17 protein-coding genes are annotated in these 15,981 nt (G+C 47.5%); 7 read left to right on the top strand and 10 right to left on the bottom strand.

The genetic code is table 11. From position 1 onward, the window contains the following. Nucleotides 1-48: 48 nt before the first annotated feature. Nucleotides 49-987 (top strand): malate dehydrogenase, encoded by a 939-nt coding sequence (gene mdh / locus KQY15_RS08170; protein ID WP_217668694.1) that lies wholly within the window; start codon nucleotides 49-51, stop codon nucleotides 985-987. A 61-nt stretch (nucleotides 988-1,048) separates the two neighbouring features. On the opposite strand, the gene ispB is transcribed toward mdh, so the two are convergent. After that, complete coding sequence (ispB, locus tag KQY15_RS08165; RefSeq protein ID WP_217668693.1) at nucleotides 1,049-2,020, bottom strand: octaprenyl diphosphate synthase; 972 nt, start codon at nucleotides 2,018-2,020, stop codon at nucleotides 1,049-1,051. A 227-nt stretch (nucleotides 2,021-2,247) separates the two neighbouring features. Between ispB and rplU the strand changes: the two genes are divergently transcribed. The 5 genes from rplU (at nucleotide 2,248) to KQY15_RS08140 (ending at nucleotide 5,078) form a co-directional block, all read left to right on the top strand. Then, nucleotides 2,248-2,556 carry a 50S ribosomal protein L21 gene (rplU, locus tag KQY15_RS08160; protein ID WP_019675068.1) on the top strand — a complete coding sequence of 103 codons (309 nt, stop codon included), beginning with the start codon at nucleotides 2,248-2,250 and terminating at the stop codon, nucleotides 2,554-2,556. 15 nt (nucleotides 2,557-2,571) lie between these two features. Then, nucleotides 2,572-2,829: a 50S ribosomal protein L27 gene (gene rpmA, locus KQY15_RS08155; RefSeq protein ID WP_217668692.1), complete on the top strand. Its 258-nt coding sequence runs from the start codon at nucleotides 2,572-2,574 to the stop codon at nucleotides 2,827-2,829. Between the two features lie 131 nt (nucleotides 2,830-2,960). Further along, the gene (cgtA, locus tag KQY15_RS08150; RefSeq protein ID WP_217668691.1) at nucleotides 2,961-4,121 is read left to right on the top strand and encodes an Obg family GTPase CgtA; all 1,161 of its coding nucleotides are present in this window, start codon (nucleotides 2,961-2,963) and stop codon (nucleotides 4,119-4,121) included. A 13-nt stretch (nucleotides 4,122-4,134) separates the two neighbouring features. Beyond that, a complete protein-coding gene (gene folA, locus KQY15_RS08145) occupies nucleotides 4,135-4,623 on the top strand; it encodes a type 3 dihydrofolate reductase (RefSeq protein ID WP_217668690.1) in 489 nt (162 codons plus the stop codon). Between the two features lie 74 nt (nucleotides 4,624-4,697). After that, nucleotides 4,698-5,078, top strand: coding sequence for a DUF3718 domain-containing protein (locus KQY15_RS08140; protein ID WP_217668689.1), 381 nt, complete (start codon nucleotides 4,698-4,700; stop codon nucleotides 5,076-5,078). A 75-nt stretch (nucleotides 5,079-5,153) separates the two neighbouring features. Here the strand turns inward: KQY15_RS08140 and KQY15_RS08135 are convergent, their stop codons facing one another. From KQY15_RS08135 to KQY15_RS08105, 7 genes are all read right to left on the bottom strand, one after another. Next, the gene (locus KQY15_RS08135) at nucleotides 5,154-7,166 is read right to left on the bottom strand and encodes a HAMP domain-containing methyl-accepting chemotaxis protein (RefSeq protein WP_217668688.1); all 2,013 of its coding nucleotides are present in this window, start codon (nucleotides 7,164-7,166) and stop codon (nucleotides 5,154-5,156) included. A 101-nt stretch (nucleotides 7,167-7,267) separates the two neighbouring features. Further along, nucleotides 7,268-8,071, bottom strand: coding sequence for a symmetrical bis(5'-nucleosyl)-tetraphosphatase (locus KQY15_RS08130; RefSeq protein WP_217668687.1), 804 nt, complete (start codon nucleotides 8,069-8,071; stop codon nucleotides 7,268-7,270). Beyond that, nucleotides 8,071-8,448 carry a Co2+/Mg2+ efflux facilitator ApaG/CorD gene (gene apaG / locus KQY15_RS08125; protein WP_217668686.1) on the bottom strand — a complete coding sequence of 126 codons (378 nt, stop codon included), beginning with the start codon at nucleotides 8,446-8,448 and terminating at the stop codon, nucleotides 8,071-8,073. The genes KQY15_RS08130 and apaG overlap by 1 nt, the downstream gene beginning before the upstream one ends. Beyond that, nucleotides 8,441-9,256: a 16S rRNA (adenine(1518)-N(6)/adenine(1519)-N(6))-dimethyltransferase RsmA gene (rsmA, locus tag KQY15_RS08120; RefSeq protein ID WP_217668685.1), complete on the bottom strand. Its 816-nt coding sequence runs from the start codon at nucleotides 9,254-9,256 to the stop codon at nucleotides 8,441-8,443. Before rsmA ends, apaG begins: the two co-directional genes overlap by 8 nt. A 3-nt stretch (nucleotides 9,257-9,259) precedes the next feature. Then, nucleotides 9,260-10,243, bottom strand: a complete 984-nt coding sequence (pdxA, locus tag KQY15_RS08115; protein WP_217668684.1) for a 4-hydroxythreonine-4-phosphate dehydrogenase PdxA — start codon at nucleotides 10,241-10,243, stop codon at nucleotides 9,260-9,262. Continuing rightward, nucleotides 10,244-11,533, bottom strand: a complete 1,290-nt coding sequence (gene surA / locus KQY15_RS08110; RefSeq protein WP_217668683.1) for a peptidylprolyl isomerase SurA — start codon at nucleotides 11,531-11,533, stop codon at nucleotides 10,244-10,246. It abuts the gene before it with no gap. 11 nt (nucleotides 11,534-11,544) lie between these two features. Beyond that, complete coding sequence (locus KQY15_RS08105) at nucleotides 11,545-13,803, bottom strand: LPS-assembly protein LptD (RefSeq protein WP_254795550.1); 2,259 nt, start codon at nucleotides 13,801-13,803, stop codon at nucleotides 11,545-11,547. 126 nt (nucleotides 13,804-13,929) lie between these two features. Here KQY15_RS08105 and djlA point away from each other — a divergent pair, with 126 nt between their 5' ends. Continuing rightward, a complete protein-coding gene (gene djlA / locus KQY15_RS08100; RefSeq protein WP_254795549.1) occupies nucleotides 13,930-14,760 on the top strand; it encodes a co-chaperone DjlA in 831 nt (276 codons plus the stop codon). Nucleotides 14,761-14,769: 9 nt separating this feature from the next. Here djlA and KQY15_RS08095 read toward each other — a convergent pair whose 3' ends face one another. Both KQY15_RS08095 and KQY15_RS08090 read right to left on the bottom strand, forming a co-directional pair. Beyond that, nucleotides 14,770-15,543, bottom strand: coding sequence for a DUF3530 family protein (locus tag KQY15_RS08095; protein WP_254795598.1), 774 nt, complete (start codon nucleotides 15,541-15,543; stop codon nucleotides 14,770-14,772). A gap of 35 nt (nucleotides 15,544-15,578) precedes the next feature. Beyond that, complete coding sequence (locus KQY15_RS08090; RefSeq protein ID WP_217668681.1) at nucleotides 15,579-15,944, bottom strand: hypothetical protein; 366 nt, start codon at nucleotides 15,942-15,944, stop codon at nucleotides 15,579-15,581. Between the last annotated feature and the right edge of the window lie 37 nt (nucleotides 15,945-15,981).

Genomic DNA, 15,981 nt, shown 5'->3' with positions numbered 1-15,981 from the left:
TCAGTATTGTTGGCGCGTTTTATCTTACCCAGACATATGGAGAAAATCATGAAAGTTGCCGTATTAGGTGCTGCTGGCGGTATTGGCCAGGCATTGTCATTATTATTGAAATTAGATTTACCTGCGGGTACCGATCTGGCCCTTTACGATCTGGCACCTGTCACTCCTGGTGTTGCCGTTGATTTGAGCCATATTCCAACAGCAGTAACGGTAACCGGTTTTGGCAAAGAAGATTTGAACAAAGCCCTGGCTGGCGCTGACATCGTGATGATCCCAGCGGGTATGCCACGTAAACCGGGGATGGACCGCTCTGACCTGTTTAACATCAATGCAGGTGTTGTGAAAACACTGGCTGAAGCCATAGTGCAGCAGTGTCCTAAAGCGTTGGTGGGTATTATTACTAACCCGGTTAATACCACTGTTGCTATTGCAGCTGACGTATTTAAAAAGGCGGGTACCTATGACGCTCGTCGTTTATTCGGTGTAACAACTCTGGATGTTATTCGCGCGGAAACCTTCGTTGGTGAGTTAAAAGGTAAAAACCCGCAAGATGTTACAGTGCCGGTTATTGGTGGTCACAGTGGCACGACAATTTTGCCTTTACTGTCACAAGTTGCAGGTGTCAGCTTTAGTGACGATGAAGTTGCATCGCTTACTCACCGCATTCAGAATGCCGGTACAGAAGTGGTAGAAGCAAAAGCTGGCGGCGGATCAGCAACACTTTCAATGGGGCAGGCAGCTGCCCGGTTCTGTATTTCCCTGATCAAAGGTTTACAGGGAGAGCAGGTAACGGAATATGCCTATGTGGAAGGTGATGGCGAGCACGCCCGCTTCTTTGCCCAGCCATTAGTACTGGGTAAAAATGGCGTGGAAAAACTACTGCCAATTGGCGAGCTTAGTAGTTACGAGCAAAAAGCGATGAATGATATGCTGGCTACCCTGAAAGCCGATATTACGCTTGGCGAAGAGTTTGTTAAGAACAACTAAGCAATGTTTTCACAGCAAAAAGGCGCCTTAGGCGCCTTTTTTATTATCCTCTGATGAAAATCTAATGGCTACGTGATACAGCCATTTCGGTTAGTGCCAGTAAAGCTTGTTTGAAATCTGATTCGGCAATGTTATCCAGCGCACGCCTTGCTTTTTCAGCTTCCTGCTCTGCGATATTACGGGTGTAACCAAAAGCATTTGTCTGCTCCATTGCCTGGAGGATTTCAGTCAGGTTGGCCATGCCGTTGCCGTCAGTAATAGCACTGCGAATAAGCGCTTGTTGCAAGGAATTGCCATGTTTCAGGGCGTGAATAAGTGGCAGGGTAGGCTTGCCTTCGGCTAAGTCGTCACCAATGTTTTTGCCCAGTTCAGCTGCATCGGCCTGATAATCCAGCACGTCATCAATTAACTGAAACGCGGTACCTAAATGCATGCCATACAACTTCATGCTGTTCACCACAGCTTCAGGTTGCTCGGCGATAATCGCAGCTAACTGGGTCGCAGCCTCAAACAGCTTAGCGGTTTTGCAATAAATAACCTGCATATAGTTTTGTTCGCTGGTGTCAGGATCATTAACATTCATCAGCTGCAGCACTTCACCCTCAGCTATGACATTAGTAGCGTCTGCCAGGACTTGCATAATGCGCATATCATCCAGTTGGACCATCATCTGGAAGGAGCGGCTGTAGAGAAAGTCACCTACCAGCACACTGGCCTGATTACCAAATACTGCATTGGCGGTTTGCTTGCCACGGCGCAAAGTTGATTCGTCCACCACATCGTCATGCAGTAGGGTAGAGGTATGAATAAACTCAATAATGGCAGCAACGCTGAGATGTTTTTTACCCTGATAGCCCAATGCTCTGGCAGCCAGCACAGCAAGCAGCGGGCGCAAGCGTTTACCGCCGCTATTGACAATATAGATACCCAGTTGGTTTATCAATGCGACGTCTGACGTCAACTGAGAGAAAATATGCTGGTTTACTGCGGCCATATCAGCATCGCTGAGCTGGCGGATGTCGTCAAGCGTCATGAAAAAACAACTGCTGAACCCCAAGAATGGCGGCAATTCTACACTATAGTAGCGGCAGGCATAAAGAGAATCTCGATCCTTTTCACCACCTGATGATCTTTTTTATAATTGTGCTTGCGGCTATCAGGGAAATTGCGTACAATTCGCGCCCTGTGATTTGAATTAAACACGCCCCTGATGTCCCTGATAAAGTACAGGGCGTAGGCGTGGCTTGTACGGAGTTAACTATGTACGCGGTTTTCCAAAGTGGTGGCAAACAACACCGTGTGACGGAAGGTCAAACGCTTCGTCTAGAAAAACTAGACTTAGAAACCGGCGCAACGATTGAATTTACCCCGCTGATGATCGCCAATGGCGAAGAAATCAGCATTGGTGCCCCTTTAGTTGAAGGTGGCAAGGTAGTAGCGGAAGTGGTCAATCATGGCCGTGGCGATAAATTAAAAATCGTTAAATTCCGTCGTCGTAAACATTCACGTAAACAGATGGGTCACCGTCAGTGGTTTACTGAAGTTAAAATTACCAGCATCAGCGCGTAACAGGAGTATCGACACATGGCAAGTAAGAAAGGTGTAGGTAGCACTCGTAACGGTCGCGATTCAGAAGCTAAACGTCTTGGTGTTAAACGTTTTGGTGGTGAGTCGGTATTAGCTGGTAGCATTATTGTTCGTCAACGTGGTACCAAATTCCACGCTGGCAGCAACGTAGGCATCGGTAAAGACCACACTTTATTCGCTTTAACTGAAGGTAAAGTGAAATTTGAAGTGAAAGGCGAGCACAACCGCAAATTCGTTAGCATCGTTAGCGAATAAGCAACATATACTGAAAAAACCCCGCCTGGTGCGGGGTTTTTTTATAAATTTACTCCCGTCACAATCACATGGGTTATACTTAGCGGCTACGGCACGCGCCTATGTTTTTACAGTGGATCAGGACACAGCACATGAAGTTTGTAGATGAAGCGATAATCCGGGTTGAAGCCGGCGATGGCGGTAACGGCATTATCAGTTTTTTACGCGAAAAATTTATCTCTAAAGGTGGCCCTAACGGGGGTGACGGTGGAGATGGTGGGGATGTGTACCTGGTAGCTGATGAAAACCTGAATACCCTGGTAGATTTTCAGTTTGAAAAATATCATAGTGCTGAGCGTGGCCAGAATGGTGGCAGTGTTAATTGTACCGGCAAACGTGGCAGTGATTTAGAGCTGCGGGTACCGGTTGGCACCCGTGCTGTCGATATTGATACCGACGAGATTATTGGTGATTTAACCACCAATGGTCAGAAATTGATGGTCGCTAAAGGTGGCTGGCATGGTTTGGGCAATGCCCGTTTTGCCAGCAGTACTAACCGGGCACCACGTAAAAAAACCAACGGTACACCTGGCGAAATTCGTAATTTACGGCTGGAACTGTTGTTACTTGCTGATGTTGGCTTGTTAGGTTTACCAAACGCAGGTAAGTCAACATTAATCCGCTCTGTGTCAGCGGCTAAACCGAAAGTAGCCGATTATCCTTTTACCACCTTAGTCCCTAATCTGGGTGTGGTGCGGGTTGAAGCACATCGTTCCTTTGTAATTGCTGATATTCCGGGGTTGATCGAAGGTGCCGCCGAGGGTGCCGGCCTAGGGATCCAGTTTTTAAAACACCTGGAACGTTGCCGCTTGTTGCTGCATGTTATCGATGTATTGCCAGCTGACGGTTCTGATCCTGCCGAAAATGCGAAAACTATTATTCAGGAGCTGCAAAAGTACAGCAGCAAACTTGCCGGCAAGCCGCGTTGGTTGGTATTTAATAAGCTGGATTTAGTGCTGGATGATGAACTAGAGCAAACTATCGCAGATGTTACCAAAGCGCTGAACTGGCAGGGACCGGTATTTAAAATATCAGCGGCAGGACGCACCAACACCGAAAGGCTGGCAGCTGATATTCTTAACTATATTGAAGAGTTACCGGCAGAGGTCGTAGATACAGAGGTGGCAGATCCGGTGCATTTCAAATGGGACGACTATCATGATGATGCTGCTAAAGAGCTGGCAGACGATCTGGATGATGATGATGACTTTGATGATGACGACTATGATGTCGAAGTGATATATCAGCGCTAGGTCAGGGCAGAATATGAAAGTTGCAATGATTGCTGCCATGGCTAACAACCGGGTTATTGGAAAGAATAACCAGATGCCATGGCATTTGCCAGCAGATTTAAAGCATTTTAAAGCGGTTACCCTGGGAAAGCCGGTAATTATGGGCCGAAAGACGTTCGAATCTATTGGCCGTCCGCTACCTGGGCGGCGCAATCTGGTGATAAGCCGTACTAACCCCGAACAGCTGCAAGGGGTCGAGTGGTTTAACAGTTTAGAGCAGGCACTTGCAGCTGCTTCAGACAGCCCCGAAGTAATGGTGATTGGTGGTGGCGAGATATATAAACAATGTCTGCCCCTGGCCAGTACCTTATATTTGACCGAAATTGAGCTTGTTGTTGACGGTGATGCGTACTTTCCTGATTATCTGGCCGCTGGTAGCTGGGAGCGTGTGGCTGAGCAACACCATCCTGCTGATGCTGCAAACCCATATGATTGTCGCTTTATAACCTTACAACGTAATTAGTTGTAGTGAGGCATTTGCACAGGTTGTAACATGTTGCTAAGATGCTCATTAACGATCCAGCTGAGGAGTTGTAAATGAGATTGGTCCACACCTTATTATGCACAGCCGCATTGACTGCCGCTGTTGTTATGTCGCCGATAGCTGTAGCTGATCAGCAGTTGGCGGCCTCTATGTGCGATTATGTGGCGGCTAACGACAGAAACCGTTTACGTAAGGTACTCAGTGATTACCGTCTGCGTTTACGTAATATTTATGATGGTGTCGTTTGTAATGGTGAGCCACTGATCCGGCATGCTTTTAAAAGTAATGCCCCCGATGTGGGCGAGTTCATCGTTCGGCAACTACCCGGGTCACAAGTGGCTGAATCAGGCGATATAGCCTGGGCAGAAAGTAATGGTTTTGCTGATTCACCGCTACTTGCGGCTTTAAAAGATCGCGCCGGTTCAAGTGATTAACTTTCAAAATTGATTTAATTCAAAAAAAATCCGCTTAAAAAGCGGATTTTTTTTATTTGTAACGTTGCTAGCTGCTTACACCCGGAATTGCTCAACTGACTGGCGAAGCTCTTCAGCCAGACGTGCAACCTCGTGGCTGGAATCAGATGTTTGTTCTGCGCCAGAGGCAGTTTCCTCTGCAATCGCGACGATAGACTCCAGCAGCTGGCTAATTTCGTTCGATACTTGATTCTGCTCTTTAGCAGCACCTGAAATTTGCTCGCTCATGTCGTGTGCCAAATGTACAGCGTGAGTAATAGAATCCAGGGCTGAGGTTGCTACTTCCGTTTGGGTTACACAATTTTCAGCTTGTTTTTTACCTTTATTCATCGCTTCTACGGCAGCCTGAGCGCCACTTTGCAGCACCTGGATCATTGCCTGAATTTCCTGGGTAGAGGCCTGAGTTTTACTGGCCAATGATCGTACCTCATCAGCAACAACGGCAAAGCCACGACCTTGCTCGCCGGCTCGGGCAGCCTCAATGGCAGCATTGAGTGCCAATAAGTTTGTTTGTTCGGCGATGCCACGGATTACATCAAGAATGCTGCCGATAGAGGCGCTATCTTTGTGCAGCTTATTGATAACTACTGATGCCTGGTCTACCTCTTTAGATAACTGAATAATAGTACTCTTGTTATCCAGGGAAATACCTTTTACCCGCTCAGCTTCTTTATCTGCGTTTTTAATTTCAGCAAGCGCGTCATTAGAGCTTTGCAGAACACCCTGAGAGGTGCTGCTCATTTCAGTAGTGGCAGTTGCTGCCTGAGTAACCTGAGATTTCTGCTCACGAATAGCCTGAGTTGTTTGAACGGTAATAGCAGACGTTTGTTCTGACGCAGCCGCCAATTGGGTAGAGCGGGAAATAATACCCTGAATTAACTGCTGTAGGTTGCTGACAACTTTATTCACATTACGGGCCAGTTCACCAAATTCGTCTTTTGATGAGGCATTCAGGGTTTTGGTCAGATCACCTGATGCCACCACACCCAACATCGAATTAACTTCTGCCAGTGGTTTAATAATACGTCTGACGGTGACCGTGGCGATAAACACAGACAGCAGAATAGAAATGATAACGACAATAACAATCCAGGTAATGGCATTATCAACGCCTGAGGCGGCATTCTGTTCAATTTCTCCGGCGGCTGTTCTGGTTAAACTAAGCAAGGTATCCAGCCGCTCCATACCGGTTTGGGTAAGCTGGTTAGCGGTTGTCAACTGAGCTTCCGCATCTTTAATGCCAGCCAGTAACTGTACTTTTAATGCCGGAATACCGTCACTACCTTCAAGGAAACCAGATATTTGCTGAACCTTTTCGGCAATGTCTGAAGTCAGTGGCACAGCGCTGCCTGCTTCCTGCTGGATAATTGCAACTTGTTCCCGCAGCTCCTGCAGCCTGAATGCTATTTCGTTACTGACGGTAGCGACGGTAGTATCTGTTTCAGTGCGGTTTAAATCAATCACATTGTTTATCAGGGTATTTATGCCGGTTTCTATCTGTGTTGCTGCCTGATATGCCTTGGGGAAACGGCGCTGCACATCCCGCACATCGGTAAAGTCAAGAATGAGCGACGCCATGTCATCAGCACTGAACTCCAGGTCACTAATTTTACTGGCGATAGAAGTCCGCAGGCGTATGTTGCTGTCAAGCTGGCGTTGCAGATCAGTACTGGCTTTAATAAAGCTATTATAGGTTTCATTAACCTGTTCAGCGCCTGCTTTTAGCTCAGGATGCTGCGCTATTGCCTGACGAAGTGCATCGGCAGCTTTATCATATATCGCTTTTTCTTCAGCGAAGCGTTGATTGACAGCAGCAGTCCGTTCCAGGGTATCAGCGTAAAAACCCTGCAGGCTGGCGCGACTCATCGTCACAAACTCGGTTTTCAATGTTGCACTGTTTTCAAGTGCCGGAATGGAGACTTCATTCACTTCAGTGGTGGCGTTACTTATATTATTCAGACTGACATAAGCTGTAATACCAATAAACAGCAGTAACAGCGAAATGATGGCAAAACCACCCATAACCCGCAACGCTACAGTTAACTTCATAATAACTCCCACTTTCAGTGTTTTATTTAAGCACCTTAGCTTAACATTTCCTGCTAAACAAGACTCGGATCAGCAGTTTCGTTGCTCAGATATCGGTTAAATCATACGTTGCCGGCGACACTATAGCGTTGCTGGCGCTCAATGCAGTACGCCGTCAGGCTGTTTCCCCAGACACAGCCTGTGTCCAGAGCATGTATGTCCTGGACCGGGCTGAAACCATTTAGCGCCGCCCAATGGCCAAAAAACAGTTGCGGATGGGGTTTGCTCCGCCAGAACTCATACCAGGGTACCAGCTGGTTTTGCTGTGCCGGATTGCCTTTTTCCTGCAGATTTAATCCGCCATCAGGCAGACAAAAACGCATTCGGGTGCAGGCATTAATGGTATAACGCCACCGTTGTTGTTCTGTTTCAGCCTGATGCCATTTTGCAGGAGTATCGCCGTACATAATAGCAAAAATTTGTTCCGGTTGACGCTTTAATTGTTTGCTGACGGCTGTCGTTGCCTCCTCTGCATCCTGCAGCGTCCATTCCGGCGACAAACCAGCATGGACCATTAGCAGCTGCTTATCATCGCTCTGATAAATGAGAGGTTGTTGTAACAGCCAGTCCACCAGCTCGGACAGATTAGCAGCTTGTTGCAACTGATGCAGCTTGTCATTGTCTTTTATGCGGCTGAAGCCAAAATGGCTGGCCAGAAAATGCAGATCATGATTGCCCAGAACGCATCTGGCACTGTCACCGAGTGACTTGACAAAATTCAGGGTTGCCAGAGAATCAGGACCGCGCGCAATTAAATCACCACAAAACCAAAGCTGATCAGCGTCGGGATTAAATTGAACATGCTTGAGCAGGCGTTGCAGGGCGTCATAACAGCCTTGTACATCGCCAATAACATAAGTGGCCATCAGTTTAAAATATTTGGCATGGCCAACCGGAATACCGGTATAGCGGCATTAAAGCTTTGATCGTTAGCGCTGATCATCTCATAATGGCCCTGCATCGTCCCGACTGGTGTTTCCAGCACAGCACCACTGGTATAACTGTAACTGGAACCCGGGGCGAGCTCTGGTTGTTCACCAACTACACCATCACCATATACTTCTGCCTGCTTGCCATTGGCATCGGTAATTAACCAGTAGCGTTTAAGCAATTTAACCTGTTCGTTACTGTGATTTTCAATAGTAATAGTGTAAGCAAAGACAAACCGGTTCTCGGCGGGATCAGATTGTGCTCCCAAATAAAAATTATCTACCTTAACCTGAATATCAAATGCCTTACTCATCGCTATTTTCCTGCTCTGCCAGCCACTGTGCCACCTTTATAAACTCACTTACAGCCAGTTGTTCCGGCCTGATGCCAGGGTCAATTCCAAGTGCGCTTATCTGCTCAGCAGTAGCAAAATTGCTAAAACCGTTGCGTAAGGTTTTACGTCGCTGATTGAAAGCTTCCAAACATACCCTGTTTAACACGGCAGGATCAACTTTAGCCCGCTCAGCAACCGGGTAGGGCAACAATCTGACGACGGCAGAATCTACTTTCGGCGCAGGAATAAATGCACCCGGGCCGACGTCAACTACCGGTATAGCCTGACAGTAGTATTGCGTCATTACGCTAAGGCGGCCAAATGCCTTGCTGCCATGACTAGCCGTCATTCGCTGCACAACTTCTTTTTGCAGCATAAAATGCATGTTGTCGATATGGTCTGCAAATTCAAACAAATGAAATAACAACGGAGTTGAAATATTGTAAGGTAGATTGCCGAAGATTTTTAATTTTTGTCCTGGTGCCAGTAGCGCAGCGAAATCAAATTTCATTGCATCGGCCTGGTAGACGGTAAGTTTATCAGCAAGGGTCGGATGCTGGGTTAGACGTTCGGCCAGATCACGGTCCAGCTCTACCACCACCAGCTTGCCCGCAGCGTCGGCAACTGGTTCAGTAAGGGCTCCAAGGCCAGGGCCAATTTCTACCAGTACGTCGGTGGACTTTGGCGCAATGGCTTTTACGATCCGGCCAATGACGTGTGGGTCATGTAGAAAGTTCTGGCCGAATCTTTTGCGGGCGCGATGGCCCTGATGAACACTATCTGTCATATATTAGTTCGCTTGTTGGGCCAGTGTAATGGCCTGATTTACCGCATGAAATAAACTACCGGGGTCGGCCTTACCTGTGCCGGCAAGATCCAGTGCGGTGCCATGATCAACTGACGTGCGGATAAGCGGCAGGCCCAGACTGATATTCACCGAACGGCCAAAGCCCTTGTATTTAAGAACCGGCAACCCCTGATCATGATACATGGCCAGTACTGCGTCTGCATCATCCAGATACTTGGGCTGAAACAGGGTATCGGCTGGCAGTGGGCCCACCAGATCAATACCCTGTGTCCGCAGCTCATCAAGTGTTGGGGTGATAATGTCTATTTCTTCCCGGCCCAGGTGGCCATCCTCTCCTGCATGAGGGTTCAGGCCACATACATATATGCGAGGCTTTTTGATAGCGAATTTATGATGTAAATCATGATGCAGGATGGTAATAACCTTTAGCAGCCGGTCGCGGGTTATAGCTTTAGCAACATAAGCCAATGGAATATGTGTTGTTGCTAAAGCAACACGCAACCCCTCTGTAGCAAGCATCATAACCACATAAGGCGTATTAGACTGATGGGCAAAGAACTCAGTGTGGCCACTGAACGGAATACCTGCTTTGTTGATAATGCCTTTGTGTACCGGGCCGGTGACGATACCAGCAAACTTACCGGTAATAGCGTTTTCGCCGGCATATTGCAGGGTATTAACCACATACTGACCATTAGCCACATCAAGCTTACCTGGCTGCACAGGCTCTTCAACGGCAAAATCGGCAATGGTCAGTGTACCTGCGCGCTGTGCTTTGGCGGGGGAGCTTTCATCATAGGGTAACAGTGTTAAATCGATACCCAGCATGGCAGCCCGCTCGGCCAGTATGGTCGCATTGCAACACACCACCAGTTCAACCGGCCAATCCTGACGGGCAAGTGCCACGACTAAATCAGGTCCTATGCCGGCTGGCTCACCGGGAGTTATAGCAATGCGCAGGGTCATTTAACTCTCCGGCAAGACGTCGATAAAGGCTTCGTCACGGATTTCTTTCAGGAAGTTGGCTGATTCTTCATTAAAACGACGGTTATAAATCATCCGGTAAACCTGCTCGCGTTTCTTGTCTGCGGTGGCATCGACAACCCGTTTATCCAGTACCTGAGCGATATGCCAGCCATGCTCTGTCCGGAAGGGCTCACTGATTTCATTGGCATCCAGCCGTAATAAAGTATCCCGGAAAGCAGGTACAAAAACCTGGGGTTCACTCCAGCCAAGCTCGCCACCATTCATCTTGGACCCTGGGTCCTCTGAATGGGCTTTCGCTAATTCAGCAAAGTCCGCTTCACCGGCACGAAGTTTGGTTACAAAGTCCTTGAGCGTGTTGCGGGCACGTTCTTCACTAAGAATAATTGACGGCTTAATTAGAATGTGGCGAGATTTAACCTCTTGAATTTCAGCAACATTTTCACCGCGGATATCGAAGATAGTTAAGATGTGAAAGCCGGCACCAGATCGCATAGGGCCAATTAAATCGCCTTTTTTCTTGTCACGAATGCTTTCTGAAAACAGGGTTGGCATTTCATTGATATTCATAAAGCCAAGTTCACCACCTTCCAGCGCTTTGCCACCTGAAGATGATGCGATAGCGATCCTTTTAAAGTCACTACCGTTTTCCAGTAACTCCATTACTTTATCAGCCCGTTCTTTCGCTGCGCTGATATCGTCAGGTGTTGCCTGGCTAGGGATGGCAATCAGGATATGCCCCAGATTGTATTCCTCACTGACGGCCCCTTGTTCTTCCATCAACTTCAGAAGACTGTCAACTTCCTGCGGGCTGATGTAGATCCGGCGCTGAACACTGCCCCGGACAACTTCGTTAGTAATAATTTCTTCCCTGAGTTTTTCCCTGAAGCGCTGATAATTACCCTCCTCGGCTTCGACCTGACGCCGGAACGCTTCCAGGCTGAGGTTTTCACCCTGAGCAATGTTACGAATGGTGTCGTCCAGCTGGGCATCACTGATTTGCAGTCCCATCCGCTCTGCTAACTGCAGTTGTAAACTGGTTAAGATTAGCCGTTCCAGCGCCTGAGTCCGCAGTGCCTGATCGGAAGGTAAGGTTTGCCCCTGTGCTTCGGCATTACGTTTAACCCGGCTAACCACATCATCAATATCGCTTTTCAATACGACACTGTTGTCGACAATAGCGGCAATCCGATCAATCTCCTTTTCGGCTGCAATACTTGAAAAACTTAAACAGCCAATAAAAGCCAGACAGATAACTTGCTGTAACTTCATAAATTCCTACACTAATTAGTTAGTAAATATGGCCGGCGATAGCCAAAAATGCCATTGGACAACATGTCTGATACGCCAAAGCCGGCTTTATCGCCGAAACCTTTTAACACAAATTGCAGGCTTAACCCGCTGTCAAGCTCACCAAATTGCAGAGCGTTGTCAATGTTAGTATCCAGATTTGCTATGATATAGCGCCTTGCTACCAGCCGGACCGCCCAGCAACAAGACTCATACTGCACGCCAAAATTGGCATCTATCATACGACGATTTGTCACGTCACGATAGTAACTGGCGACAAGCTGCCAGTTTTTTGCCAGCGGTACAGTGCCGAGCACACCCAGTTGCTGAATTTCCAAACCTGAGACAGCGCGACTGTACCGATGGTTCAATTGCAGCAGGGTATTCTCGCTACCGCGGTAATCCAGACTTGCATTACTTTTTAGCAGTTGCTGGCCGTCAGTATCATATTGTGCGGCTGCGCTGAACACCCATTTCCGATACCAGTGCCAAATCATTTCCGCAGCCAGCACAGAGTCGGTTGCAGTTTGATTCCCGGTCAGGTTATCAGCCATCTCTACCGGGTCTTCCAGAAAAAATATTTGGCCCAGACTAAAACGAAACAGTTCATTGTCGACATTGTCATAAAAACGGGTAGTCCAGCCAACGGTGAGTTGATTTGCTTCGTTGATTCTGTCGATGCCAGAAAAACGGTTTTGCCGGAATAAGCCGTAATAGTCATCCTGCAAGCGGGTTGTGTCGTACAAGCCAATGTTATTTTGCTGACGGTACGGGATGTATAAATACTGGATCTGAGGCTCAAAAGTCTGCAGTGCTGGTTCACCAAACCAGTCATATTCACGCTCCAGATTCAACCTGCTGTACAGCCTGATTTTTGGCAGCGTCCGATCTACTGTTTCATCAACCTCTGCCGCTGCCAGATTACCGTCTTGCTGATAGTAAGTGTAAAGCATACTGGCTTCTGCGCTAAACTCCAGCGCAGGTGTAACAAAGGGTAGACGAAGAGTCGGTTCCAGATGCAGCCTGTTAGCTGAACTAATCAGGGCGTTATCATTTCTAAAATGGGCGTAGCTTGCTTGCCAGACAAACTGCAGAGGGCTTAGCAGTTGCAGTGGTTCGGCAGAACTAAGTTGTACTTCGGGCAGGGCTTTATAGGCATCAGAGAAATTACCAAGAATTTCAAAACCCTGCAGCCTTATTGTACTGTCAATCGTATCGCCGTAGTAAGCCAGGGTTGCCTCCCGGTATAACTGGGTGTCACTCTGATTGGTATAGTCTGAACCCAGTTCCGTCAGATAGGCATCGTCACTTACGTCGGTGAAATCAATATAGCCACGCCAGTTGGTCGTGAAATCTGAACGATGGCTTAAATGGCCTAAATATCGGCTACCAAAGTTATCTGGTTTATCTTTATCTGTACCGAGGTATTCAAGTTGCAAAATGCCCTGATGTTCCTCAGTAAGATACCGAAACTCTGATTTCAATTGTGTGCCCCTTTTGCTCATATAACGGGGCGTCACAGTCATATCATAGTTGTCAGCCAGGTTTAAGTAGTAAGGAAGCTCAACATCCAGCCCAAGTAACTGCGAACTGCCAATTTTTGGTAGCAGCAATCCGGTCTTACGCTGTTCATTTACCGGAAAAGTCAGGTAAGGCAAATACAATACCGGAATATCTTTTATTCTGAAAACCGCATTGCTGGCAGAGCCCCAGCCTTCACCCTCGTTGATTCTGATATCACTGGCATGCAGTGCCCAGCTATCGTCGTGCGTCGGGCAGGTAGTAAAAAGTGCCTGGTCCAGCCTTATTTGCTGGGGACTTGCTTGCAATCGTTCAGCATAGCCCCGACCTGCCTGATCAATAAACTGATAATGGGCATCACTAATAGCGGCGTTATTGTCATTGGTATCAGCAACAAAAGAGCTGGCAGAAACTTTTAAACTGCTGTCATAATATTCGATGCCGCCGTCTGCAAATATTCGCTGCTCACCTCGGCTGAAGCGGGCAGTAGGCGCTGCAAGCAGGGTGTCACGATGGGTAATTCGAACATTACCGTTAAATAATGCGGTTTGGTTACCACGCAAATCGGCATTATCAGAAATAATCCGCACGGTATTATCTTCAGGATCCAGATCACTTAATATAACAGGCTGGGCAAGTGGCTGGTAACACATCGGTATTACAGGTTCCTTGGCTTGCAGCTGACTACACAGCAAGCCTGTGACGATTATTCCAGTAACCCAAACTTTCATCCGGTATTCTCTGCCCCAGCAATATGATGTTTTTTGATAAGATTAGCCCGCTATGATAAATCAATTTTAGATTTCCTGCTAATCCGATATAGTGCGGTTCTACAACGGTCACTGGCGTGTTTCAGTATGTCAGAGCGACAGATGCCGCCTGGTTCATTTTATGGGGTAGATACTTTGTGGGGTAAAATACTTGGAGCGCTGTTCGGTCTTGCCCTGCTCAGGCTACCTGGCCTGTTTATCGGCCTGATCCTCGGTCATTGGCTAGACATAAAAATGGGCTCAAATCTGGCGCGGTTCAAAGGAATTTTTCAGGAGCCGGATGAACAGCAGGGGCTGTTTATGTATACCACGTTTGCCGCTATGGGGCATATTGCTAAAGCCACTGGTGTCGTTACACCTGCCCATATTCGCCAGGCCAGGCATTTTATGCAGCAGCTGGGCTTGAATGATGCACAGCAACAAGAAGCACAGGCTGCTTTTCGTGATGGTAAAGCCAGTAATTTCCCTTTAGTCGCCCAACTACAAGCTTTTTATCAGCAATATGGCCGGCAAAGAGATGTAATTCAATATTTTATTGAAATTCAGCTTGGCATAGCGAATGCCGACGGCGCCATGACCAGTGATCAATATAGGCTGTTGCAGCAGATAGCGATGCAACTGTCAGTATCGCATCTGCAATTAGAGCAGTTGCTGGCAGCGTATCGGGCTCAGCAACGCTTCAATCAGCGAGACAGCAAAAAGCCTGCAGCAAATGCTGTACAGGATGCATATAAGGTACTTGGTGTCAGCGCCCAATGCAGCGATAAAGAATTAAAACGGGCATACCGTAAAAAAATGGCACAGCACCATCCGGACAAACTGATGGCAAAAGGTGTGCCGGCTGCCATGCTTGATGTAGCGAAAAAACAGACTCAGGAAATTCAGGCGGCTTATGAGTTACTGAAAAATCGTCATTAAGCTACAAAATTACAAGCCAATACTATGCAGCCAACCTGTTATTTCTTTTAGCACCCATGCATGGGTATCTGCATCGTAAAAGGTACCTGTTAGCTGCCGTTGCCGGTACTGTGTTTTCAGGTTTCGGTTTACCAGTTGCTGTCTCAGCTGCAGGTTGGCGCTGACAAACCGGTTATCGCGCTGATGGCTGATATCTAGTGTCGGTACCGACTGCGACGCAATATGGTTTGCTAACTCACGGTTAAGCTTAACATCAGCCAGATAAGCACCCAACATGACAAAGGCTGCAGGCGCAGGAAGTTGCTCTGTTGCAAAAAGCTGATTAAGTAGTGCCGCACTGCTCCCTTTGGCAATGACAATCAGATTAGCTTGCGAATCTGCCTGACGGATCGCAGCGTTTAATCGTTGGACCAGCTGCTGTTGATAATCTGCTTCATTAGCAGATGGTTCGGTTAGCAGAATATCCGGTGGCATTACTGCCAGTGTATGCCAGCCATATTCATTCATTTGTTGACGCAAAGGATTAATAAAGTCAGGACTGGCAGCATGTTCATGCCAGTCAGGAACCAGAATTGCCGTGCCTTTGGTATAGCTGGTCAGCGCTTGTCGTTGTAGCGTTAAGAAACTGCCTTTATCGGTGGTCAGCTCGGTAACTTCCTCACTAAGCAACTGTTGCTGTAAGTCCTGTGATGATAACTGCTGCTTGCTATGGGCCTGCTGTGCAATAGCAGTTGTTTGCAGCAGGGTAGCGAACAACAGCCAGGCTACCAAAGCATTTTGCATCGTGTTCACTTTTCATCCGTCAAATCAACTCAATGTTATAGGCTGTTATCGGCTAAACCGGTTAAAACATTAGCTGTATCGTCAGATTCAATGTATTCGGGGAAAGTAAACATCACTTTAGCGTCATGACTGAATTTGACGTAAGTGTCACCCTGTTCCAATACTGTCACGGCAAGTGAAGGCTGCATAATAAAACAGAATGTGGTTGGTTTAAATTCTGCCAGAGCTTTAGCCATATCCCGCAACTGGTCATTAATGGCCAAACGTTGGGTTTCGCCCTCATCGGTACAGACATGAGCTGCCTGAATCAAAGTAGCAGGTTGTTCAGCGTATGACGTAAAGGCCGTACATGCTAATACTGCGCTGAAAACACAGTAACGACTTATAGCTTGCAGAGACATAATTCAGATCCTTAACTTGCGGTATACCGACTAAACC

This window comes from Arsukibacterium indicum (assembly GCF_019100565.1).
Taxonomy (GTDB): domain Bacteria; phylum Pseudomonadota; class Gammaproteobacteria; order Enterobacterales; family Alteromonadaceae; genus Alishewanella; species Alishewanella indicum.
The sequence above is the reverse complement of the archived record's forward strand: the minus strand, read 5'-3'. Positions and strand labels throughout refer to the sequence as shown.